Genomic DNA, 21,287 nt, shown 5'->3' with positions numbered 1-21,287 from the left:
GACGGGCTTATTCCCAGTTGCCGATATCGGCGTCATTGCCGCTGCCGCCCGCCTGGCCGTCGGCGGCAAAGCTGAACACATCGATCTCGCCGCGCACGCCCGGGTTCAGGTACTGGTACGGATGGCCCCACGGGTCCTTGGGCAGCTTTTCCAGGTAGCCGCCGCCCTTCCAGTTGTTGGGAATGGGCTCGGTCGTCGGCTTGTTGACCAGTGCGGCCAGACCCTGTTCGGTGGTCGGGTAGCGGCCATTGTCCAGGCGGTAGAGCTTGAGCGCCTGCATGATCGACGAGATGTCCTGGCGCGCGGCAACGATACGGGCCTCGTCGGGACGGCTCATGATCTTGGGCACCACCAGTGCCGCCAGCACGCCCAGGATCACGATCACCACCATGATTTCGATCAGGGTGAAACCGCGGGCGAGGCGGCGACGGAGTTGCGTCCGGGGGGCGGCAGTCTGGGTGACGGTTCTGCGCATCGGTTGTGTGCCTTGATGGTCGAGGTATGGTCGGAGAGTATAACCCCCGCCAGATGACCGTTTGGTGTGCCGCCGGGGTGTCAGGACCGGATTAATGTACCAAGGTGCAACTGCAACAAAAATCTTGCATTGCAGATGCACGTTATCTATGATTCCAGGCACGATGCAACTGACCCGATTCTCAGACTATGCCTTGCGCCTGCTGATGTATGTATCGCGCGGCGACGGCACCCGTCCGATCACGATCGCTGAAGTCGGCCAGCAATTCGAAATCTCGCACAACCACCTCGTCAAGGTGGCGGCGCGGTTGTCGAAGCTGGGCTGGATTTCGGCCACGCGTGGGCGGCATGGCGGGCTGCAACTGGGGCCGGGCGCAGAAAAGCTGTCGATCGGCACGATCCTGCGCGAACTGGAAGGACACAAGTCGGTGATCGACTGTTCCGATCCGCCATGCGCCTTGAACGGCAATTGCCGTCTGAAGCGCGCGCTGGATCAAGCCGAAGAGGCGTTCTACCAGGCGCTTGACGGCATCACGCTGGCCGAAGTTTCTGGCAACAGCCGGACGGCCGAGTCGATTATCAGCCTGCATCGAGATTTCCTGAGCCGGCGCGTGGCCTGAGGCAGCGGGGCGAGACCCCTGCCGCAGTCTTTCGCCGGCTTTATTGTGCGTAAAAACATGCATTACAAATGCATGAATTCACAGGAGTTTTTGCTGATGTTGTCCGCTGCTTCCCGCCCCTATATCGATGCCAGCGTCCCCGTGCTGCGCGAGCACGGTCTTGCCATTACCACGCACTTCTACTGCGAGATGTTCGCGGCGCGCCCCGAGCTGAAGAACCTGTTCAACATGGGCAACCAGGCCAATGGCTCGCAGCAGCAGTCGCTGGCGTCGGCTGTGTTCGCCTATGCCGCCAACGTCGACCGCGCCGATGTGCTGGCGCCGGTGGTGGAACGCATTGTCCACAAGCACGTGGCCGTCGGCCTGACGTCGGCCCACTATCCGATCGTCGGCAAGTATCTGCTCGAAGCCATCGCCGCGGTGCTGGGCGATGCCGCCACCCCGCCGCTGCTGGCGGCCTGGGACGAGGCCTACTGGCTGCTGGCCGGCGAACTGATTGCCGCCGAGGCGCGCCTGTATGACCGGAACAACGTCAAGGCGGGCGAACTGCAGCGCGTGCGCGTGATCGCCCGCGAGCAGGAAGGCGACCAGGTGGTCTCGCTTACCCTGGGCGCTGACGATGGCAAGCCGCTGCGCGACTTTGCGCCGGGTCAGTACATCAGCGTCGAAGCCATCCTGGCCGACGGTCAGCGCCAGCTGCGCCAGTACTCGCTGTCTGGCGAGCGCGGCCTGCCCACGTGGCGCATTTCGGTCAAGCGCGAAGACGGCAACGCCGAAACGCCGGCCGGTGCAGTCTCTAACTGGCTGCATGACAACGCCCATGTCGGCACCACGCTGCATGTCAGCACGCCGTGGGGCGAGTTTGCACCGGCCATCGACGACCGCCGCCCGATCGTGCTGATGTCCGCCGGCATCGGCGTGACGCCGATGGTGTCGGTGCTGCGCACGCTGGCCAAGGAAAATCCGCACCGACCGGTGTTGTTCGCCCACGCGGCACGCCACGGCCGCCATCATGCGCATCGCGGCGACCTGACCTGGGCGCGCGAACGGATGCCGAACCTGCGTACCCACATCAGCTACGAGACCCCGCAGGCGGCCGATGTGTCGGGCCGTGACTTCGACCATGCCGGCACGATGCCGATTGCTTCTGTGCTGAAGGCCGAAGACACCTCGGCATTCAACGATGCCCGCTTCTACCTGTGCGGCCCGCTGGGCTTCATGCAGGCCCAGCGCCATGCGCTGATCAACGCGGGGATTCCGGTGGGCCACATCCACCGCGAAGTGTTCGGTCCCGACCTGCTCGACGACCTGCTCTGATCGGCCCCGATCCGGGCCATCTGCCGGGTCGGCACAACTGACAGACAATCGACGCATGCGTCTGGTACGCTAGGCGACCTCTTGGATTCTGCCGCCTGGCGTACTGCTCGTGCCAACCCTGACCCGGCCTGCCCTCCGCTTCGACCTTTCGACCCCCTGGCTGCCCCGCGCAGCCAGTCTGTTGCTATTTGTCGCACTGTGCGCGCTGATCACGCACTGGGTACTGGTGTTCAGCGCGATGCGGACGATTCCCGTACCCAAATCGGCGCGTATCGCCCAGACCGAGGCGGTGGAAACAGGCGCTGTGGCGACGCTGTTTGGCGGCAGTGCGCAGTCGGGTGTGCGGGATATCCAGCTGATCGGCGTGGTGGCGGATGTCGATGGCGTGGGGCCGGCAGCGGCCATCCTGTCCCTGGACGGCGGGCCGCCCAAGGCCGTGCGCGCAGGTGCCTCGCTCTCGCCGCAGATTCGTCTGACTGAAATCCATGGCCGCAATATCGTGATCGAGCGCAACGGCGTGCGCCAGGAAATCGCGCTGCCCCTGCAGAACACCGTCTCGGTCGGCCGTCCGGGCAATGCGCCGGCGGCACCGCCGTCCGGTGCGGCTGCTCCGCTGTCGACGCCAATGCCGGCTCCCGTGCAGTCGGCGCCGCCGCCGGTTGCCAGTGCGCCGGTGCAGCCGGCACCGCAACAGCCGCCGCAACAGTTCCAGCAGGGTGCCCCGCAACAGCAGGGCTTTGCGCCGCAGGACTTTCAACAGGTGCCCCCGCACGGCGCCGAGAACCAGCTGCCAAAAGACTAATCAAATCGTAAAAATACGATTTCGGATCATTGCGCAATCTTTGACTGTATTGCGGCCGTTTACGCCGCTAGTCGATTCTGTGAGGCCCGTAACATCGTATTAAAAGTGCCAACTTGGCGTGGTTGTCTGCGTTCTAATCCGTACATGCCCAACGCGATGAAAAGGAGCACAGACATGCAACGCAATCACAAGACGCACATCCTCAAGAGCTTTATCGCCGCCTCGGCCGTGTTCATGGCCGCGGGTGCCGCCTTCGCACAGACCACGCCGGCCCCGGCTGCGCCGCAGGCTGCTCCGCAAGGTGGCCCGGCACCTCACCACCGCATGGGCGGCCCTGGCGAGCATCACCATGGCGGCATGATGTGGATGAAGTCGGTCGACACCGACGGCGATGGCATGATCTCGAAGGCCGAAGCCGACGCGCTGTTCAACAAGATCGACACCAACCACGACGGCAAGCTCGACAAGAACGAGCTGGCTGCCTATCGCAAGGCTGCCTGGGAGCAGCGCCGCGCCGAGATGAAGGCCGAGTTCGAGGCCAAGTTCAAGGCTGCGGACAAGAACAACGACGGCGCGCTGACGCGTGACGAGTTCAAGGCCGCCTTCCCGCGCATGGCCGATCGCTTCGACAAGCTCGACGCGAACCGTGACGGCAAGGTGACCATGGCCGAAATCCAGTCGGACATGCAGAAGATGCACAAGGACCGGATGGACCGCATGCAGCGTCGCGGTCCGGGCGGTGCCTCGGGCCCGTCCGTCCCGTCGCCGAGCGGCAACTAAGCCCTTGCATCGGCAACCGCAAACGCGGCCTTCGGGCCGCGTTTTTTGTTGGCTGGCACCATCCTTGCCTCGCCCCACGTGACGCAAGCGCCCGCTGCATATGGCTGCAGTACTTGTCCTTAGATGAAATAAATTGCGGACTTGTGCACGACTTGTTAAATTTGCGCAAAAAAATTGCCGATAAACATATTGCGGAGCAACAAAACGTGAGCAAGGTGGAGCTGGACAAGATCGACCGGAAAATTCTGGAGGTCCTGCAGACCAACGGGAGGCTGACCAACCTGGAAGTGGCGGAGCGCGTGAATCTGTCGCCGAGCCCCTGCCTGCGTCGCATCCGTCGGCTGGAGGAGATTGGCGTGATCCGCCAGTACGCGGCGCTGCTCGAACCGAACAAGATTGGCCTGGGCTTGCTTGCCTATATCAATGTGCGGCTGGAAAAGCAGGGCGGCACGCCCAAGGGCAAGGCGCCGCTGGACCTGTTCCGGGCGGCAATCCAGACCTGGCCGGAGGTGGCGGCCTGCCATGCCATGACGGGCGAGATGGACCTGCTGCTCAAGGTCTACGTCGAAGACATGGAGCACTTTGCGCGCTTCATGCAGGAACAATTGCTGGCACATCCTTCGGTGATCGATGTGCGTTCCAGCTTTGCGTTGGAGTCGATCAAGGACACCACGGCGCTGCCCGTGGCCGGCGGGGCCTGACATCGGTCCACCCCACACATCGGCCGCACCAAACAGAAACGGCGCACCTTGCGGGTGCGCCGTTTCTGTTTGGTGATCGTCGGGCCGGATCAGGCAGTGCCCTTCTGTGGCACCAGCGAGCGCCAGAAGCGCAGGCCGAAGCGCCGGACATCGCGCAGGTTGCGACGAACCAGGTAGTCCAAATCAGCCACCTGCTCGTCGATGGCCTCGGTCAGGCGGCTCACCGTGTCGGCGGGCGGCAGTTCCAGATAGGCGTCGGCCTCGCCATAGGCGTACTGCACCTTCATGCCGGCCTTCTTGGCGATGTGCATCATTGCGGCGTTGCGCGACAGGCAGTGCATGTACAGCGTGCGGACGCTGGTATTGCGGCCATGCATGGCGGCGCGCTGGAACAGGGCGCTGCCGATGCCGCGGCCCCGGGCGCTCTTCGACACCGACACGCCGAACTCGGCAACGCGGCCCTGGGCGTTGTCGCGCAGGTTTGCGAAGTGGCCGACGCCAACCAGTTCCAGGTGCTCGTCATAGACGCCAAACACGCTGTCGTGGTCGAAATCGATGCTTTCCACATAGGCCTCGATCACATGGTTGCCAACCGACTGGCCGAAACGGAGCAGGCGATCTTCCTCGCCCAGGGCGAGAAAATGCTTTTGCAGGCGCGAGCGATGATGGGCAGCCAGTTCACGCACCAGGGTGGTGTGACGCTGGGTTGCCTGGCTCGCCTCGGCTGCGCGGCGAAGATCTTCGTCGGTGACTGCGCCGACGGCCTTGCTCAGTTCGAGCGGGTTCACTTGGTTTCCTTCTTCAGTGATCGGTATAAAAATAGCACCATCGCGGTGGTCGGCCCTGCACTTGCATCAAAAGCCGTGCGGTGGGAATCCGGTTTGTGATCCACAATGCTGGATTCGGGCAAACACTAGGTTGCTGCGACGCGAAAAGTATTGTAGTGGAATTGTCAGTCTCGCGTAAGCTACCCGGTCGCCAAACCGCGGCACGAAAGCGGCGCCAATCAAAAATCACTGATAATTCAATAGGTTATATGCGCGGCTGGGACGTCACGGGTGCGTGGGTTGTGGATTTGCTGCAACGCCGCACCGGCTGGCTTGTCTGTCGCATCGGTCCCTTTACGGGAAAGACAACGCCCATTCATGAACGAACCACCGATTGTTGTGATCTATGCGCATCCCGCGCCGCGACGCTCGCGCGTCAACCATCCACTTGCCGAAGCCCTTGCCGAATTGCCCCATGTGGCGGTGCGCGAGCTTTACAACCTCTATGTCGACTATGACATCGACGTCGTAGCGGAGCAGCGGCTGCTGTCGACCGCCGAAACCGTGGTGCTGCTGTTCCCGGTGCGCTGGTACAGCGTGCCGGCCCTGATGAAGCTCTGGCTCGACGACGTGCTTGAAATGGGCTGGGCCTATGGACCGGGCGGCACCGCGCTGCGCGGCAAGTCGATGCTGGCGGTGGTCAGCGCGGGCGGGCAGTCGGATGCCTACGGTCCCGACGGCGCCCATGGTCATCCCATCAGCGATTTCCTGCTGCCGCTGGAGCAGACTGCCCTGCAGTGCGGCATGAGCTGGATGCCCCCGATCGTGCTGCACGATGCCGACCGGGCGGACACCGACGCCGTGGCGTTGCACATCGAACACGTGGCGCGCCATCTGGCTGCGCCGCCACTGCCTCCGGAAACACAGGAATGGCCGGCATCCGAGGCCACCGGGGAGGACGCGCAATGAACCAGCATGACTTTCTGATTGCCCTGCTGGTGTTCCTGGTGGCGGCCGTGGTGGCCGTGCCGGTCGCGCGCCGTTTCCAGCTGGGCGCCGTGCTGGGCTATCTGATCGCGGGGGCCGCCATTGGCCCGTTTGCCTTGCGCCTGGTGACCAATGTCGAGTCGATCCTCCATTTCTCGGAATTCGGCGTCGTGCTGATGATGTTCGTGATCGGGCTGGAACTGGAGCCGCGCAAGCTCAAGGCCCTGAAGCAGAGCATCTTTGGCTACGGTTCGATACAGATGGGGACGTGTGCGCTGGCCATCGGCATCGTGGCGGCGCTGTTCGGCGCTCCCTGGCAGGTAGCCATCGTCGCTGGCCTGGGTCTGGCGCTGTCGTCCACGGCGATTGCATTCGCCACGCTGGCCGAGCGCAACCTGATGCAGACCGGTGCCGGGGCGGCCAGCTTCGGCATTCTGCTATTCCAGGATATCGCGGCAATTCCGATGATCGCGCTGCTGCCGCTTCTGGCGGCGGATGGCGCCGGCGCCACGGCCCATGGGCCCGAGAACTGGCAGACCGCCGCGAAGGCCGTGGCCGTGATCGGCGCCGTGGTGGTGGGCGGGCGGTACCTGGTGCGGCCGGCGCTGCGGGTGATTGCCCGGACGGGCATGCGCGAGATGTTCACCGCGTTCTCGCTGCTGCTTGTGGTGGGTATCGCGCTGATGATGGATGCCGTGGGCCTGTCGATGGCGCTGGGTACCTTCGTGGCCGGCGTGCTGCTGGCGGACTCGGAATATCGCCATGCGCTGGAGGCCGACATCGAGCCGTTCAAGGGCCTGCTGCTGGGTCTGTTCTTCATGGCGGTGGGCATGTCGATCGACTTCGGCATCCTCGCGCAGCAGCCGGGCAAGGTGATGGGCTGCGTGGTGGCGTTCGTACTGGTCAAGACGGCCGTGCTGATGATGCTGGCGAAGCGGTTCCGGGTGTCGCGCGGGCAGTGGCTGCTGTTCGCCCTGCTGATCTCGCAGGGCGGCGAATTCGCGTTCGTGGTGTTCGCCGAGGCCCGCACCGTGGGCCTGCTGCCGAAGGACACCGAGGCATTGCTGGTGCTGATCGTGGCGCTGTCGATGGTGGCCACGCCGCTGTTGCTGCTGCTGTTCGACCAGTTGCTGGCGCCGCGCCTGAACGCGATGTCGAAGCGGCCCGACGACGAGATCACCAATCATCACAATCCTGTGCTCATTGCCGGTTTTGGCCGCTTCGGCCAGATTATCGGCCGCCTGCTGTATGCCCAGGGCATCGGCGTGACCGTGCTGGACCACGATCCCGACCAGATCGAATTCCTGCGCCAGTACGGGTTCAAGATCTTCTATGGCGATGCCACGCGCATGGACCTGCTCGAAGCCGCCGGCGCCGCCGAGGCCAGGATCCTGATCGTGGCGATCGAGGACCTGGACGACAACCTCGGACTGATCGACAAGGTGCGCCACCGCTGGCCGGACCTGAAGATCTACACGCGGGCGCGGCATGTGTCGCACGTCTACCAGCTCATGGATCGGGGCATCGATGCCAACAGCTACGAGCGCGAAATGTTTGAAGGTTCGCTGATGTTGGGACGCAAGGTGCTGGAAGGGCTGGGCTTCGACCGGGTGGAAGCGCGCAGTGTGGCGTTGCGCTTCCGGCGTCACAATATCGAGGCTATCGATCGCTTCTACCCGTACTACAAGGACCAGAAGAAGCTGGTCTCCCTTGCCAAGCAGGCGCGCGACGAACTTGAGGAAATGTTCCGGCAGGACCGCGACCAGCGCCGCAAGCAGGAAGATGCCGAATGGTCCTGACGCCGGGCCGGGTCAGGAGGGGCAGGCCGGGGCGGGGCCCCGCTCAGGCCTGGCTGGCCGATCCGGGCCGCGCTGGCTGGCCGGCGCCCGGCATGCCCGGAGCCAGGCCGTTTTCGAGCAGTCCGACCACCATTTCGGCAAACGCCGCGTATGACAGCCGGCCACCGGGCTTGAGCCACGTGAACGTCCAGTTGATCATGCCGAAGACGGTCATGGTCAGCGCGGTCTGGTTGTCGCGCGTCACGCGCTCCGGATAGGCGCGTTGCAGCAGGCGGGCAAACGCCGCCACGACATCGCGCTCGCGCTGCAGGATCTGGTCGCGCTGTTCCTCGGCCAGGAACTTCACATCGTTGATCAGCGCGATATGGCGCGTCTGCGAGGTCTCGTACTCGGCCAGGAAGGCGCGCAGGAGATGGCCGAAAGTCTCGCGATGGCTGCGCGACTGGCGCGTACCTTCGGCCTCCACATCGGTGACGATCTGCATCAGCTGCCGGGTGTAGCGGTCCAGCAGGTCGAACAGGATCGCTTCCTTGCTCTCGTAATAGTGGTAGAGCCGGGCCTTGGACGTGCCGCAGGCCGCCGCGAGGTCGGCCATCGATGTACTGGGATAGCTGGAGGCGGCAAAGGCGGCGGCCGCCAGGTCGAGAATCTGTTCGCGTTGCGCCTCGAAATCGGGCGCCTTGGTTCTTGCCATAGGGGTCGGATCGATCCGCCTGTTGTTCTGTTATCGGTACGGCGTCAATCAGTGCTGGCAGCGAGGTGGTTGCGGCGGATATCGCAGGATTCGAGGCTTTGCGGGTCGCCGCGCAACTCCAGCTGCCCGGTGCTGACCAGTTCGCGGCAGCGCCAGAAGACAAACCAGTCGCTGGCAAGCAGGCCTTCGATGGCGCCCATCACGCTGCCCACCACCTGCGCGGCTGGCGTCCAGTCGTCGGGGCCGCGCTCCAGGATCACGTCGTCGACGTTGTGATAGGCCGCCGGCACCAGCGTATTGCCCTTCCACAGCCGCACATCGGCGTTTTCCTTGACGTTCTGCTGCCACTCGTAGCCCAGCCGGCCCAGGCGCAGCACCGATACCGGGGCGATGGTCGAGAAGCGTCGCGCCAGGCGGGCGGCCGGATACATGCCGATGGCGGTCAGGCTGCCGTGCGTGGGGGCTTCCAGTTCGCGCAGGTCCATCGCCACTTCGTTGATGCGCTGCGGCGCCTGATAGAGGTGGAAGACCACCCGGCGCAGCATCAGCTGGTCGGAGGCGCTCTGGCCGTGCCAGATGGCAACTTCCATGTCGTCGCGGCGCAGTTGCTGGAGCTGGTCCAGCGCCTGGCGCATCTCGGCGCCGAAGTCGATATCGGTGTGCGGCGCCACGCGCTGCCAGAAGCCCGAGCGGATCAGGCCGGTGCTGTCGATATCGGCGATCGGACCCACGGCGAGGTCGTCGCGCAGGACGACCACCGGGTCGGGGCGGGCGGCCTGGGCCAGTGCCTGGCGCAGCGTGTTGCCCGCGACATCGCCGTTGACGACATGTATGTATTGCATGACCGTGATTGTATAGGGTGCGACGGGTGCCGGACCTCCGGACGCGGCCGCCGCCACCGCCTGCAGGCGGCCGCTTGGCGGGTGATGCGACGCCTGAAGCGTGTTCCGCCATTGTAATCACGGCTCGCCACCGGCCGGGCATCGGCAGCTGTCTGACATGTGGGATTCCCGCCATAGCCTCGACACCCTTGACACCGGTCATTTGCCCAGGTCAGCCGTCAGCGTTCGTCGTAGCTGACCACCACCCGCGGCGTCAGCGCGCGGGCCTGGCATGTCAATACAAAGCCCTTTTCCATCTCCCACGGTTCGAGCGTGTAGTTCTTTTCCATCTCGACCTCGCCCTCCAGCACCTTGGCGCGGCAGGTACAGCAGACGCCGCCCTTGCAGGCATAGGGCAGGTCCAGCCCGGCGGCCAGCGCGGTGTCCAGCACTTTGGCGTCGGTCAGCGGCAGGCGCATCTTGTGCTGCTTGCCGTCCAGCACCACCACCAGTTCGGCGGTGCCGGCCTGGTCGGCATGGGCCGGCGCGGCGCGCCGGGGCTGGGTCAGCGGCACGCCAAAGCGCTCGGCATGGATCTGGTGCGGGTCCATGCCGGCGGTTTTGAGGGCTTCCTCTACTTCGTCGATCATTGACGCGGGGCCGCATACGAAGGCGGCGTCGATATCGTCCACGGGCAGCAGGGTCTGCAGGAAGGCGGTCACGCGCTCGCGGTCGAGCCGGCCATGCAGCAGATCCACCTCCTGAGGCTGGCGCGACAGCACGTGGTACAGCGTGAAACGCGACAGGTACTGGTTCTTCAGGTCTTCGAGCGCCTCGGAAAAGATGATCGTGTCGACGCTGCGATTGCCGTAGACCAGCGTGAAGCGGCTGCGCGGTTCCACGGCCAGCGTGGTGCGGATCAGCGACAGCACAGGCGTGATGCCGCTGCCCGCCGCAAACGCCACATGGTGGCGCGACGCCTCGGCATCGAGCGGCACGTGGAAGCGGCCATCGGGCGTCATCACATCGAGCACCTGGCCGGCGGCAACGGTGTCGTGGACCCACGTGGAGAACACGCCGTCGTCCACCAGTTTCACGGCCACACGCAGTTCGCCGCGGTCGTCGTAGTCCTGTACGCCGCAACAGATCGAGTACGAGCGGCGCACGTCCTTGCCTTCGACGGGCGCCTTGATCGTCAGGAACTGGCCCTGCGTGAAGCGGTAGGCATCGCGCAGCGCCGGCGGCACCTCGAAGGCGATCGAGACCGTGTCCGGGGTCTCCGGGCGAACCTGTGCCACGCGTAGCGGATGGAACTGTGGGGTCATGGGCCGGCGGTGCTCAGTAGGGTTTGAAGTAGTCGAACGGCTCGCGGCAATCCAGACAGCGATAGAGCGCCTTGCAGGCCGTGGAGGCAAAGCGCGACAGCTCCTGCGTGTGGACGCTGCCGCAGCGCGGGCATGCAACGGGGGGTACATCGGGTGGAGCCATGGCAGGCGCCCGCGGCTGGCGCGGCACGAAGCGCAGCGGCCGCACGTTGCCGACACGCGGCGCCTGTCTGGCGCACTGGCCCGGGGGGGCAATGCCGAACGCGCGCAGGCTGGCGCGGCCGGCTTCGGTGATCCAGTCGGTGGTCCACGCCGGGGCCAGCACGGTGCGCACGCGCCACGGCGACAGCCCGGCCGCTTCCAGTGCGCGTCCGACGTCTTCCTCGATCTGCGACATGGCCGGACAGCCCGAATACGTAGGCGTGATGATGGCCTCGACGGTCTGGCCGTCATCGGCCAGCACCACGTCGCGCAGGATGCCAAGATCGCGGATCGACACGACCGGGATTTCCGGGTCGGGCACGGCTTCCAGCGCAGCCCAGGCGACGGACAGCCGATCCGCGGGCAATACCGGGCATTCGGCGGGCGTGGCGTCATCGCACCGCGCGAAGGTGGGCGCGAACGGGGATGTCATCGGCGTGGGGTGCGTGCGCATGGGCAGCCTCGCGTCACCACTGCGCGCCCGGATGGGCCCGCGCCAGCCCCTGCAGTTCGGCCAGCAGGTAGCTCATATGCTCGGAATGCACGCCTTGCTTGCCGGTGGACACGAATGCCGACGGTGCCGGGCGCTGCAGCGTGGCGTCGTCGAGCGTGCAGGCAACCGTGGCTTCCCATGCCTCGCGCAGGCTCGACGTCAGCACGCCCACGCCTTGCGCGGCCACTTCCTGTTCCACGGCATCGACGGCGAAGCACTCGTTCATGTATGGCAGCAGATGGTCCAGCGCGCGCTGCATGCGTGCATGCGATGCGTCGGTGCCGTCGCCCAGCCGCACCACCCAGTCGGCGGCGTGGTGCAGGTGGTAACGCACTTCCTTGGCCGATTTGGCGGCGATGGCCGCCAGATCGGTGTCGGTGCTCAGTTCCAGCGCCGGCCAGAGTTCGGCCATCAGCGCGCTGTACAGGAAATTGCGCATGATGGTGACCGCATAGTCGCGGTCGGCGCGCGCCGTGCCCGCCAGCGGGCCGTGATGCGGCAGTTCCTGCAGCGTCCAGTTGCGGAATTCCGGTTCGCTGCGCCAGTAGGCGTAGTCGTCCTCGTGCCGCACGCGGCCGGTCAGCCGGCCTTCCAGCGCGCCGGCATGGCTGTACAGCAGGCGTGCCTGGCCGATCAGGTCGAGGCTGATGTTCGCCAGTGCGATGTCTTCTTCGAGCACGGGGCCGTGGCCGCACCATTCGGCATTGCGCTGACCCAGGATCAGCGCGTTGTCGGCCAGGCGCAGCACGTATTGCAGGGGGGCCGTCTGCGCCAGTGGCAGGCGCGCCAGGGCGAGGCCGTCGGCTACGTTGGTTTGCGTCATGGGGCCGGCCTTACATATGGTTCACTTCGTCAGGCAACTGGTAGAACGTGGGATGGCGGTAGATCTTGTCGGCCGCCGGGTCGAACAGCTCGGCCTTTTCGGCCGGCGCGCTGGCGGTGATGGCTGCCGATGGCACCACCCAGATCGACACGCCTTCCTGGCGGCGCGTGTACACATCGCGCGCCATGTGCAGCGCCTGCTGGGCATCGGCTGCGTGCAGGCTCCCGCAGTGCTTGTGTTCCAGGCCCTGCTTGCTGCGGACGAATACTTCCCACAGCGGCCATTCCTTCTGTTGTGACATGGTGGTCTCCGGGTCTGCTGGTCTGCCGGCGGTTTGCTGGTCTGCGCCGGGTCGATTCAGGCGGCCTTGGCGGGCGCTTCGCGCCTGGCGCGTTTTTCGGCATGGGCCAGCGCCGCCTCGCGTACCCAGGCGCCGTCGTCGTGCGCCTTTACGCGCGTTGCCAGCCGTTCGCGGTTGCAGGGGCCGTCGCCATTGATCACGCGCCAGAATTCTTCCCAGTCCAGCGGGCTGTAGTCGTAGTGGCCGCGCTCGGCGTTCCAGACCAGCCCGGGGTCGGGCAGCGTCACGCCCAGCACCTTGGCCTGCTCGACCGTGGCGTCGACAAACTTCTGGCGCAGGTCGTCATTCGAAATGCGCTTGATGCCCCACGCCATGGTCTGGGTGCTGTTGGTGGAGGCCGCGTCGGGCGGCCCGAACATCATCAGCACCGGAAACCACCAGCGGTCCACGGCGTCCTGCACCATGGCGCGCTGGGACTCGGTGCCGCGCATCATGCTCAGCAGGGCGTCAAAGCCCTGGCGCTGGTGGAACGACTCTTCCTTGCAGATGCGGATCATGGCCCGCGCGTAGGGGCCGTACGAGCAGCGGCACAGCGGGATCTGGTTCATGATCGCCGCGCCATCCACCAGCCAGCCGATCACGCCGACATCGGCCCAGGTCAGCGTGGGGTAGTTGAAGATCGACGAGTACTTGGCCCGGCCGGTGTGCAGGCCGTCGACCAGTTCGTCGCGCGATGCATTGAGCGTTTCCGCCGCGCTATACAGATAGAGGCCGTGACCGCCTTCGTCCTGCACCTTTGCCAGCAGGATGGCCTTGCGCTTGAGCGATGGCGCACGGCTGATCCAGTTGCCCTCGGGCTGCATGCCGATGATTTCCGAATGCGCGTGCTGCGAGATCTGCCGTACCAGCGTCTTGCGGTAGGCCTCGGGCATCCAGTCCATCGGCTCGATCTTGGCGTCTTCGGCGATGCGCGCATCAAAGGCGGCCTGCCTGGTTGCCTGGTCGGCGTCGGCCGATACGGGCGCAGGCTGAGGCTGGCCCGGCAGGTCGAGGCTCTGTGTGTACATCACGTCTCCTTGACTTTCGTCTTTGGCGGGGGCCGACCTGCTTGTTGTGCCGGGCGCGATACGACTTCGATTGGCGCGCGATGTTGTGGGGTCGGACAGTCTGCTAAATATAAATATAAACCGACCGGTCGGTCAATTTAACTGTCAGTCGTTGGGCACGTGAATCCGGCGCCACGTGTAGTATCGAGCTTCCACGTCTTAATGGAGGGCAACGCTATGTCGAGCAAGGCTTACAGCAAGATCGCGGTGGCTGTGGATGGCAGCAGCACGTCGGACCTGGCACTGCAGGAGGCGATCCGGGTGGCCAGCGGCGGTGGAGGTACCGTGCTGGCGCTTTATGTGGTCGACAACGGGGTAATGTTGTTCGATGCGGGTTTCTACGATCCCACCCAGATCGAGCGGGCTTTTGTGGATAGCGGCAAGAAGGCCCTGGAAGCCGCCGGCGCCGTGCTCGGCAATGCTGGCGTGCCCTTCGAGACCAAACTGGTGACCGATCCGGCCGTAATCGGCGATATCGCGGGGTCGATCAATGCGGCGGCCAGCGAGTGGGGTGCGGACCTGCTGGTGATCGGCACGCACGGCCGCCGTGGCGTGCGCCGTCTGGTGCTGGGCAGTGTCGCCGAAGCCGTGATTCGCCAGTCGACTGCCCCGGTGCTGCTGGTACGCGGCAAGGACTCGGCCGACTGAAATCGGACGCGGCGACGGTGCGGTGGTCAGCCGGCAAACCGGAAATGACCGCCGCGCAGCACGATCTCGCGCGCTTCGGTCAGCTCGAACAGCGATTCGGCGAGCTGCTCGATGCGCTTGCGATTACTCGTGAAGGCGCGCACCAGGTCTTCCTCGCGCGCCGATTGTGCCCCGCAATAGGCTTCAAGCGCCTCTGCCGTGACCGAATATTGCGACCGGTTGCCGTTCACGGTGGCGGGGCAGGACAGCGTCAGGCTGGCCCCGCAGTAGGTGGGAACGGTGCTGGGGAAGGTGATATCGACCATGGCGTACCTCGTCTTGCCGGGAACGGGGAAATCGCGAATATCCCTTCAATATAGGCAATCGCGGGTTCCAGGCAAGGCGGCTGGCCGGTGTCTCAGGGCAAGCCCCGATCCGCGTCAGCCGGCGCGGGCGCCCGGCAGCCGGACGCGTCCCGCCTCTGCCTGTTCCGCCGCCAGTGCCCGCAGGCCGGCAACGGTGCGATGGGCGCTGTCGATATGCGCATCTGCGTAGGTGCACTGTTCGGCCAGGAAGTGTTCAAACGGGGCATCGGATGGCGTCAGCGGCGCCATGCGCGCGGAGGCAACTGCCGCACTGACCCCGGTGCGTCCGGGGCGCACGGCCACCTCGGCCAGCCGGGCTTCCAGGTCTGTCAGCAATGACTGGATTGCGACCCCGGGCGCGGCATGCACTTCGCCAGACTCCGCACCCGCCCGGACCAGACCCGCCAGCGACGCCATACGTCGTGCCGTGACATGCAAGGCCGCATGGGCCGCACCCAGCCGTGGATCGAGGTCGCCGGCGCACTGCGCCAGCGTGTCTTCGGCACGGGTGGACGCCCGCCCGGCGGCCACGCGCAGGGCCTCCAGCCGCATGCGGGCCGGTGTGACGCTGCGCGCGGTGCTGATGGCGGCACGCAGGTAGACCGCATTGACGGACAAGGCATCCAGGCTGTGCCGATAGGCGCGCGACAATTCGGCGCGCGGCGCCAGCACGTAATAGCTGGCAAGCGCGATCAGGCATCCGATCGCGGTATCCATGCCGCGCAGCGCCGCCACGTGGCTGCTGCTCGACGCGGGCTCCCCCAGCCAGGAAAAGAGGATCACCGCCGGCGTCAGGCAGAAGGCAAAGCCGCCCGCGCTGCCGGCCAGCCGCAGGGCGTAGGCCGCCGCCAGGAACATCGCGCTCAGGCCAAGCGCCAGCGTCGGGCTGGGATGGGCCAGGCCCACTACGCAGGCCAGCAGCGCGCCAGCCAGCGAACCGGCAAAGCGGTGGAACGAGATCTGCCGCGTGGTCTGCAGGCGCGGACTCAGCACCATGATCACGGTCACGGCCACCCAATAGCCATGGTCGACCTGCAGCAGTTGCGACGGCAACAGGCTCAGGCCGCCGGCAAAGGCCAGCCGCAGCGCGTGGCGCGTCACGCGGGCATCGCGCGCGGCGATGTCGGCCAGCGTATGGCCCACCCGGTCGACCATGCCCGCCAGTCCGGCGTTCGGCCAGACAAACGACTCGCGCCAGCGTTCGAACGACGGATGCTGGGCCAGGGCTGCCAGCGCGGACTGGTAGGCTGGCGGGGCGCCGGCGTTGGCGCGCTGGCCGATCAGCCGGCGCACATCGCGATCGAGCATGGCGCTCAGGGCGGGCAGGTCGGGGGCATGCCGGGCCAGTGCCTGCCGTACCTGCGCCTGCGTATCGGCCAGGCAGCGCGCGGCATACACCAGAGGCAGGCTGTGTTGTTCGCCCGCGCGTTCGCGTAGCTCCCCGGCGACGATCAGCAGGGCGAAGATGGCGTCGGCCACGGTCACCAGGTAGGCGTAGTGCAGCATCCCGACCGGATCGACCATGCCGCGCCGGCCGATGACCGCAGCGCGCGCCGCTTCGATCCGCAGGCGGATTTCCTTCTTGTATAGCGAGGTGTCTTGCAGCCCCGGTGCCGCCAGGTGCTCGGCAAAGCGTTGCAGTGCGTCGTATGCGGCGGTGATCTCGGGCCGGGGGCGAGCATCGCGCTGCGAGGGAATCAGCACCAGCGAGATCAGGCACGCAAATACGCCGCCGCGCAGGTAGTCCACGCCCGCAGTCCAGGCATGAACCAGCACGGACGCTTCGGCCACCGGCTGCAGGCAGGCGGCGATCAGCACCACATAGAGCAGCTTGAAGCACAGCGCGGCGGCCGGGCCTCGTATTTCCGCGAGCCCGGCGATCAGGCCGGCGCAGATGACGACGGCCAGCGCGACAAGCGGCGAGGTTGCCAGGCTGGCACCGATCACACTGGCAACGGCTCCGCCGATGCCAACCGCGCCAAGCCCGCGCATGCGTGCGCCAGCCGTGCCCTGACGGTCGGCCAGGCATGTCCAGATCGACGCCGTGGCCGACCACAGATAGCCGTTGTCGCCGGTCAGCCCGGCAATGCCGGCCAGCGCGAAGAAAGACAGCGCATAGACCACCCCGCGCTGCAGGAACGCGGAATCAGGCCAGAAAGAGAGGGAGCGCAGGACGCGGCGCATGATCGGGGGCGGTCTGGTGGATGTCTCAGGGTGAGTACGGATTCCACTCTACGGGGACTATTGTTGCGTCGCAACATTTCCGTGAATTCGAGGCACTTTGCCCGGCGGTAGTGCCGCATCGCACCAGGGGCGGGAAATGTGATGCAAGACGGTGCAACTGTCACATTTCCGAAGTTCTACGATTGAAAGAACTTCAGTCGGGGCAGGATTCCCCAGATTTTGGGTAAAAAAAACCCGCGCAGGTTGTGCGCGGGTTGGAATCCACCGAGGTGGTGGAGGAGACAGACTTCACTATACACGACTTGTTGCGACGCACCAAGCGGCTTCTAAGGAAATGCCTGCAAGACAGCACAATATCCGTTGTTGTCGTACAACAAGAACGAGAATGTTTATCGAAAGAGATAGGCAATCCACACGGCCGCCGCCATCCCCACGACATCGGCGAACAGGGCGCACCCCAGGGCGTGTCGGGTATTTCGCACATTGACGCTGCCGAAATAGACCGCCAGCACATAGAAGGTGGTTTCGGTCGATCCCTGGATGATGGCGGCCAGCCGCCCCTGGAAGGAATCCACGCCATAGGTGGTCATCACATCCACCATCAGACCGCGGGCGCCGGCGCCGGAGAGGATCTTCATCAGCCCCACCGGCAGCGCGGGGACGAAGTCCGTGTTGACGCCAAGCCACGTGAAACCGGCGGTCAGCCCGTGCATGACCACGTCCATGCAACCACTTGCCCGGAACAGTCCGATCGCCACAAGAATCGCGACCAGATAGGGGATGATCTGCACGGCCACCCCAAAGCCTTCCTTGGCGCCGTCGATAAATGCGTCGTAGACATTGACGCGGCGGATCGCGCCGCATACCAGGAACAGGGTGATCAGCGACAGGATGAAGCCGCTGCCCGCCAGCGCGGCCATCTGGCTGACCTGCTCGGGCGGGGCGTGCCGCAACCAGGCGAACAGGCCGGCCACAGCGAGGCCGGCCACACCAAAGGCGGCCAACACCGCAGGCTTGAGCAGGTTCAGCCGCTGCACCCAGGCCACGGCCAGCAGACCGGCCAGGCACGACGCGCCCGTGGCAAGCAGCGTGGGCAGGAAGATGTCGGCGGCATTGAAATTGACCAGGCCCTGCTTGACGGCCATGGCCTGGCGAATGGCAATGACCGATGTCGGGATCAGCGTCAGCCCGGCCGTGTTCAGGACGATGAACATGATCTGGGCGTTGGTGGCCGTATCGGGCTGGCGATTCAGCGTCTGCAGCTCGCGCATCGCGTTCAGGCCCAGCGGCGTGGCCGCGTTGTCCAGCCCCAGCATGTTGGCGGACACATTCATCATCATCGCCCCCTGCGCCGGATGCCCCTGCGGCACGCCCGGAAAGAAATGGCGCAGCAACGGGTTCACCAGCCGGGCGAACAGGTCGATCACTCCGGCGCGCTCCCCGATCCGCATGATGCCGATCCACAGGCTCATCACGCCGACCAGGCCGAGAGAAATCTCAAATGCCGTGCGGGAGCTGTCGAAAAGGCTCGTCAGCAGGGCGGGAAACACCGTGGTGTCGCCGCCAATGAGCCGCACGCAGGCGGCAAGGAAGGAAAGTAGGAAAAATCCGAGCCAGACGAGGTTCAGTGCCATCGACGTAAATTAGGCCAGTGGAAGGCTCCGCCCCGTGGGTCGCGGCGAAGCCTCGCATCATAGCCTGCCGGTCTCACGCGATGTCGGCTCCGCGCTCCGCCAATAGCGCCCGCAGGATCGAACGATGGCAGTGCGCCTCGTCCTCGCAATAGCAACCCAGCGAAAAATTCGTCTGATGAGAGAAGGCGGCCAGCAGATCGAGGGTGCGGCTGGCGTCGGGCTGGTTCATCTCGGCCCGAAAGTGCTTTTCGAAGGCACGCCAGGCCTTGGGGTCGTTGGTCGCCTGTGCTTCCTGGGCTTGCGACACCAGTTCCGCAGACGGGGAGAGCACCGGATACCAGACGTCATAGAAATCGCGGCTGGCAAATTCGGCCTTCGGCACCCCGCGCGGCGGACGCCGGACGGTGCCCATGCGCAGCCCTTCATCCTTGGTGCGCGGTTCGCCCAGCCTCACGATACGGATCGTCATCGCAATATCTCCAGGATTACGCCGTGACGGCTGGCTTCAGCCCCAGATCGTGAATCATGGCGTCACGCATGACGAATTTCTGCACCTTTCCCGTCACAGTCATCGGCATTTCTTCAACAAAGCGGATGTAGCGCGGAATCTTGTAATGCGCGATCTGGTCACGGCAGAAGGCGCGGATATCGTCCTCGGTGGCAGTCTGTCCGGGTTTGAGCACGATCCACGCGCAGACTTCCTCGCCATATTTGGCGTCGGGCACGCCGAACACCTGCACCGCCTGCACCTTCGGATGGCGAAACAGGAATTCCTCGATCTCGCGCGGATAGATGTTCTCGCCGCCACGGATCAGCATGTCTTTTACGCGTCCGACGATATTGCAATAACCGTCAGCGTCGATGGTCGCCAGGTCGCCGGTATGCATCCAGCCGTCGCGGATGGCCTCGCGCGTCCGGTCGTTGTCATCCCAGTAGCCCTGCATCACGGAATAGCCGCGGGTGCAGAGTTCGCCGGTCTCGCCACGCGGGACGATCTCGCCCATGGCATCAACCACCTTGCATTCCAGATGCGGCTGCACGCGGCCAACCGTGGCGACGCGCTTGTCGAGCGGATCGTCGGTAGCGCTCTGGAATGACACCGGGCTGGTTTCCGTCATGCCGTAGGCAATCGTCACTTCGGCCATATGCATGTCAGTGACTACTCGCTTCATTACTTCGATCGGGCACGGGGCGCCGGCCATGATGCCGGTGCGCAGGGTCGAGAAATCGAACTGGCGGAATTCCGGATGATCGAGCTGGGCGATAAACATGGTCGGCACGCCATGCAGCGCGGTGCATCGTTCGTCGGAAACGGCCTGCATCGTGGCCAGGGGATCGAACGCCTCGCCGGGAAATACCATGCAGGCGCCGACCGACACGCAGGCCAGTACTGACAGGACCATGCCGAAGCAGTGGTACAGCGGCACCGGGATGCACAGGCGGTCGTCCGCGCCCAGGCGCATCGCCATGGCGACGAAGCGCCCGTTGTTCACCACATTGTGATGGGTCAGCGTTGCACCTTTCGGGTTGCCCGTAGTGCCGCTGGTGAACTGGATATTGATGGCGTCGTGCGCAGCGAGCTGGCTGGTGATGGCATCGAGCGCACCGGGCGCTGGCGGCTGAAGCAGGCTTGCATAGTTGAGCATGCCGGACGTGATGTCGTCGCCCATGCGGACCACTGACTGGAGGCAGGGCAGGCGGGCTGCGTGCAACTGGCCGGGCGTTGCCTCGGACAATTCCGGGGCCAGGGCCTGCAACATACCTATATAGTCACTGGACTTGAAGCGCGTGGCCGTAATCAGCATCCGCACGCCCGCCTTGTTCAGCGCGTACTCAAGTTCTGCCTGACGGTACGCCGGATTGATATTGACCAGGATCGCGCCAATGCGGGCGGTCGCGAACTGCGTGACCAGCCATTCGGCCCGGTTGGGCGACCAGATGCCTACCCGGTCGCCTCGGGTAATGCCCCGGGCCAGCAGGCCGGCGGCAAGCTGGTCGACCTGATCGGAAAACTCCTGCCAGGTCCAGCGGATGGACTGCTCCCTGAAGATCACTGCGTCACGGCTGGGGTTTGCCGCGACGGCGCGCGCCAGCAGCGCGGGGATCGTGTCGTCGGACAGCGGGATATCGGTCGCACCAACCACGTGTGAACGGTCGACGGGCACGGATTGCTTCATGAGTGTCTCCTTCAGCAGCGTCTTCTGACAGGTTGGCTGCCAGCTTAGGGCAGTTCCGAAACCAAGGCTGTCGTCGCCGTGACAGTTGCGCTGATTCGGGTACCTTGAACTTTTTTCCGAAAGGGCTTGCGCACCCGTCGAAAGCCATCTAATATTCGCCCCCTCGCAACACGAAGCGCGCTGCAAACGCAGCAGCGACAAGGGTTTGCGGGGTTGGCAGGGGGTTGGGGTTGCGAGGGTTTGCAGCGCTGACCGGCAGAAAAAAGTTCTGCAAAAACTGTTGACGAAA

22 protein-coding genes are annotated in these 21,287 nt (G+C 65.1%); 8 read left to right on the top strand and 14 right to left on the bottom strand.

Features of this window, described 5'->3' with window-relative positions; all coding sequences use genetic code 11:
- Positions 1-7: 7 nt before the first annotated feature.
- Positions 8-475, bottom strand: coding sequence for a type II secretion system major pseudopilin GspG (gene gspG / locus A9J21_RS14130; RefSeq protein ID WP_066736601.1), 468 nt, complete (start codon positions 473-475; stop codon positions 8-10).
- A 163-nt stretch (positions 476-638) separates the two neighbouring features.
- Between gspG and A9J21_RS14125 the strand changes: the two genes are divergently transcribed.
- The 5 genes from A9J21_RS14125 to A9J21_RS14105 all read left to right on the top strand — a co-directional run bounded on the left by A9J21_RS14125 (position 639) and on the right by A9J21_RS14105 (position 4,694).
- Positions 639-1,094: an Rrf2 family transcriptional regulator gene (locus tag A9J21_RS14125; RefSeq protein ID WP_197497510.1), complete on the top strand. Its 456-nt coding sequence runs from the start codon at positions 639-641 to the stop codon at positions 1,092-1,094.
- Between the two features lie 96 nt (positions 1,095-1,190).
- The gene (locus A9J21_RS14120) at positions 1,191-2,411 is read left to right on the top strand and encodes a globin domain-containing protein (protein ID WP_066736597.1); all 1,221 of its coding nucleotides are present in this window, start codon (positions 1,191-1,193) and stop codon (positions 2,409-2,411) included.
- A 160-nt stretch (positions 2,412-2,571) separates the two neighbouring features.
- Entirely contained in the window at positions 2,572-3,213 is a 642-nt protein-coding gene (locus tag A9J21_RS14115) for a general secretion pathway protein (RefSeq protein ID WP_066736845.1), read from the top strand.
- Between the two features lie 174 nt (positions 3,214-3,387).
- Positions 3,388-3,993: an EF-hand domain-containing protein gene (locus A9J21_RS14110; RefSeq protein WP_066736595.1), complete on the top strand. Its 606-nt coding sequence runs from the start codon at positions 3,388-3,390 to the stop codon at positions 3,991-3,993.
- 206 nt (positions 3,994-4,199) lie between these two features.
- Positions 4,200-4,694, top strand: coding sequence for an Lrp/AsnC family transcriptional regulator (locus tag A9J21_RS14105; protein WP_029051418.1), 495 nt, complete (start codon positions 4,200-4,202; stop codon positions 4,692-4,694).
- 89 nt (positions 4,695-4,783) lie between these two features.
- Here the strand turns inward: A9J21_RS14105 and A9J21_RS14100 are convergent, their stop codons facing one another.
- On the bottom strand, positions 4,784-5,482 hold the full coding sequence (locus A9J21_RS14100; protein WP_066736593.1) for a GNAT family N-acetyltransferase: 699 nt from the start codon (positions 5,480-5,482) through the stop codon (positions 4,784-4,786).
- Between the two features lie 357 nt (positions 5,483-5,839).
- On the opposite strand from A9J21_RS14100, the gene A9J21_RS14095 reads away from it, so the two are divergent.
- Entirely contained in the window at positions 5,840-6,430 is a 591-nt protein-coding gene (locus A9J21_RS14095; protein WP_066736591.1) for an NAD(P)H-dependent oxidoreductase, read from the top strand.
- A complete protein-coding gene (kefC, locus tag A9J21_RS14090; protein WP_066736590.1) occupies positions 6,427-8,247 on the top strand; it encodes a glutathione-regulated potassium-efflux system protein KefC in 1,821 nt (606 codons plus the stop codon). The genes A9J21_RS14095 and kefC overlap by 4 nt, the downstream gene beginning before the upstream one ends.
- A 43-nt stretch (positions 8,248-8,290) precedes the next feature.
- Here kefC and A9J21_RS14085 read toward each other — a convergent pair whose 3' ends face one another.
- The 7 genes from A9J21_RS14085 to paaA form a co-directional block, all read right to left on the bottom strand.
- Positions 8,291-8,941 carry a TetR/AcrR family transcriptional regulator gene (locus A9J21_RS14085; protein WP_066736584.1) on the bottom strand — a complete coding sequence of 217 codons (651 nt, stop codon included), beginning with the start codon at positions 8,939-8,941 and terminating at the stop codon, positions 8,291-8,293.
- Positions 8,942-8,985: 44 nt separating this feature from the next.
- Positions 8,986-9,783 carry a DUF1835 domain-containing protein gene (locus A9J21_RS14080; protein ID WP_066736582.1) on the bottom strand — a complete coding sequence of 266 codons (798 nt, stop codon included), beginning with the start codon at positions 9,781-9,783 and terminating at the stop codon, positions 8,986-8,988.
- Positions 9,784-10,001: 218 nt separating this feature from the next.
- Positions 10,002-11,087 (bottom strand): 1,2-phenylacetyl-CoA epoxidase subunit PaaE, encoded by a 1,086-nt coding sequence (paaE, locus tag A9J21_RS14075; RefSeq protein WP_066736580.1) that lies wholly within the window; start codon positions 11,085-11,087, stop codon positions 10,002-10,004.
- Between the two features lie 13 nt (positions 11,088-11,100).
- Positions 11,101-11,742 (bottom strand): 1,2-phenylacetyl-CoA epoxidase subunit PaaD, encoded by a 642-nt coding sequence (gene paaD, locus A9J21_RS14070; RefSeq protein WP_066736579.1) that lies wholly within the window; start codon positions 11,740-11,742, stop codon positions 11,101-11,103.
- A 13-nt stretch (positions 11,743-11,755) separates the two neighbouring features.
- Positions 11,756-12,604: a 1,2-phenylacetyl-CoA epoxidase subunit PaaC gene (paaC, locus tag A9J21_RS14065; protein ID WP_066736578.1), complete on the bottom strand. Its 849-nt coding sequence runs from the start codon at positions 12,602-12,604 to the stop codon at positions 11,756-11,758.
- 10 nt (positions 12,605-12,614) lie between these two features.
- Entirely contained in the window at positions 12,615-12,905 is a 291-nt protein-coding gene (gene paaB, locus A9J21_RS14060; protein WP_066736577.1) for a 1,2-phenylacetyl-CoA epoxidase subunit PaaB, read from the bottom strand.
- A gap of 56 nt (positions 12,906-12,961) precedes the next feature.
- Entirely contained in the window at positions 12,962-13,972 is a 1,011-nt protein-coding gene (gene paaA, locus A9J21_RS14055; protein WP_066736575.1) for a 1,2-phenylacetyl-CoA epoxidase subunit PaaA, read from the bottom strand.
- 216 nt (positions 13,973-14,188) lie between these two features.
- On the opposite strand from paaA, the gene A9J21_RS14050 reads away from it, so the two are divergent.
- On the top strand, positions 14,189-14,659 hold the full coding sequence (locus tag A9J21_RS14050; protein WP_066736843.1) for a universal stress protein: 471 nt from the start codon (positions 14,189-14,191) through the stop codon (positions 14,657-14,659).
- 26 nt (positions 14,660-14,685) lie between these two features.
- Here A9J21_RS14050 and A9J21_RS14045 read toward each other — a convergent pair whose 3' ends face one another.
- The 5 genes from A9J21_RS14045 to A9J21_RS14025 form a co-directional block, all read right to left on the bottom strand.
- Positions 14,686-14,964 carry a DUF1488 domain-containing protein gene (locus A9J21_RS14045; protein ID WP_066736573.1) on the bottom strand — a complete coding sequence of 93 codons (279 nt, stop codon included), beginning with the start codon at positions 14,962-14,964 and terminating at the stop codon, positions 14,686-14,688.
- Positions 14,965-15,078: 114 nt separating this feature from the next.
- Positions 15,079-17,187: an FUSC family protein gene (locus A9J21_RS14040; protein WP_066736571.1), complete on the bottom strand. Its 2,109-nt coding sequence runs from the start codon at positions 17,185-17,187 to the stop codon at positions 15,079-15,081.
- 389 nt (positions 17,188-17,576) lie between these two features.
- Complete coding sequence (locus tag A9J21_RS14035; RefSeq protein WP_066736570.1) at positions 17,577-18,821, bottom strand: nucleoside recognition domain-containing protein; 1,245 nt, start codon at positions 18,819-18,821, stop codon at positions 17,577-17,579.
- Between the two features lie 73 nt (positions 18,822-18,894).
- Positions 18,895-19,290: a DUF488 domain-containing protein gene (locus A9J21_RS14030; protein ID WP_066736564.1), complete on the bottom strand. Its 396-nt coding sequence runs from the start codon at positions 19,288-19,290 to the stop codon at positions 18,895-18,897.
- A gap of 16 nt (positions 19,291-19,306) precedes the next feature.
- A complete protein-coding gene (locus A9J21_RS14025) occupies positions 19,307-20,998 on the bottom strand; it encodes an AMP-binding protein (RefSeq protein WP_066736563.1) in 1,692 nt (563 codons plus the stop codon).
- Between the last annotated feature and the right edge of the window lie 289 nt (positions 20,999-21,287).

It is taken from the genome of Cupriavidus sp. D384 (assembly GCF_001652915.1).
Classification (GTDB): Bacteria; Pseudomonadota; Gammaproteobacteria; order Burkholderiales; family Burkholderiaceae; genus Cupriavidus.
The sequence above is the reverse complement of the archived record's forward strand: the minus strand, read 5'-3'. Positions and strand labels throughout refer to the sequence as shown.

Coding starts and splice junctions, on each gene's coding strand:
- gspG (WP_066736601.1), bottom strand. CDS start 475: ATGCGCAGAACCGTCACCCAGACTGCCGCCCCCCGGACGCAACTCCGT.
- A9J21_RS14125 (WP_197497510.1), top strand. CDS start 639: ATGCAACTGACCCGATTCTCAGACTATGCCTTGCGCCTGCTGATGTAT.
- A9J21_RS14120 (WP_066736597.1), top strand. CDS start 1,191: ATGTTGTCCGCTGCTTCCCGCCCCTATATCGATGCCAGCGTCCCCGTG.
- A9J21_RS14110 (WP_066736595.1), top strand. CDS start 3,388: ATGCAACGCAATCACAAGACGCACATCCTCAAGAGCTTTATCGCCGCC.
- A9J21_RS14095 (WP_066736591.1), top strand. CDS start 5,840: ATGAACGAACCACCGATTGTTGTGATCTATGCGCATCCCGCGCCGCGA.
- kefC (WP_066736590.1), top strand. CDS start 6,427: ATGAACCAGCATGACTTTCTGATTGCCCTGCTGGTGTTCCTGGTGGCG.
- A9J21_RS14085 (WP_066736584.1), bottom strand. CDS start 8,941: ATGGCAAGAACCAAGGCGCCCGATTTCGAGGCGCAACGCGAACAGATT.
- A9J21_RS14080 (WP_066736582.1), bottom strand. CDS start 9,783: ATGCAATACATACATGTCGTCAACGGCGATGTCGCGGGCAACACGCTG.
- paaE (WP_066736580.1), bottom strand. CDS start 11,087: ATGACCCCACAGTTCCATCCGCTACGCGTGGCACAGGTTCGCCCGGAG.
- paaD (WP_066736579.1), bottom strand. CDS start 11,742: ATGCGCACGCACCCCACGCCGATGACATCCCCGTTCGCGCCCACCTTC.
- paaC (WP_066736578.1), bottom strand. CDS start 12,604: ATGACGCAAACCAACGTAGCCGACGGCCTCGCCCTGGCGCGCCTGCCA.
- paaB (WP_066736577.1), bottom strand. CDS start 12,905: ATGTCACAACAGAAGGAATGGCCGCTGTGGGAAGTATTCGTCCGCAGC.
- paaA (WP_066736575.1), bottom strand. CDS start 13,972: ATGTACACACAGAGCCTCGACCTGCCGGGCCAGCCTCAGCCTGCGCCC.
- A9J21_RS14050 (WP_066736843.1), top strand. CDS start 14,189: ATGTCGAGCAAGGCTTACAGCAAGATCGCGGTGGCTGTGGATGGCAGC.
- A9J21_RS14045 (WP_066736573.1), bottom strand. CDS start 14,964: ATGGTCGATATCACCTTCCCCAGCACCGTTCCCACCTACTGCGGGGCC.
- A9J21_RS14040 (WP_066736571.1), bottom strand. CDS start 17,187: ATGCGCCGCGTCCTGCGCTCCCTCTCTTTCTGGCCTGATTCCGCGTTC.
- A9J21_RS14035 (WP_066736570.1), bottom strand. CDS start 18,821: ATGGCACTGAACCTCGTCTGGCTCGGATTTTTCCTACTTTCCTTCCTT.
- A9J21_RS14030 (WP_066736564.1), bottom strand. CDS start 19,290: ATGACGATCCGTATCGTGAGGCTGGGCGAACCGCGCACCAAGGATGAA.
- A9J21_RS14025 (WP_066736563.1), bottom strand. CDS start 20,998: ATGAAGCAATCCGTGCCCGTCGACCGTTCACACGTGGTTGGTGCGACC.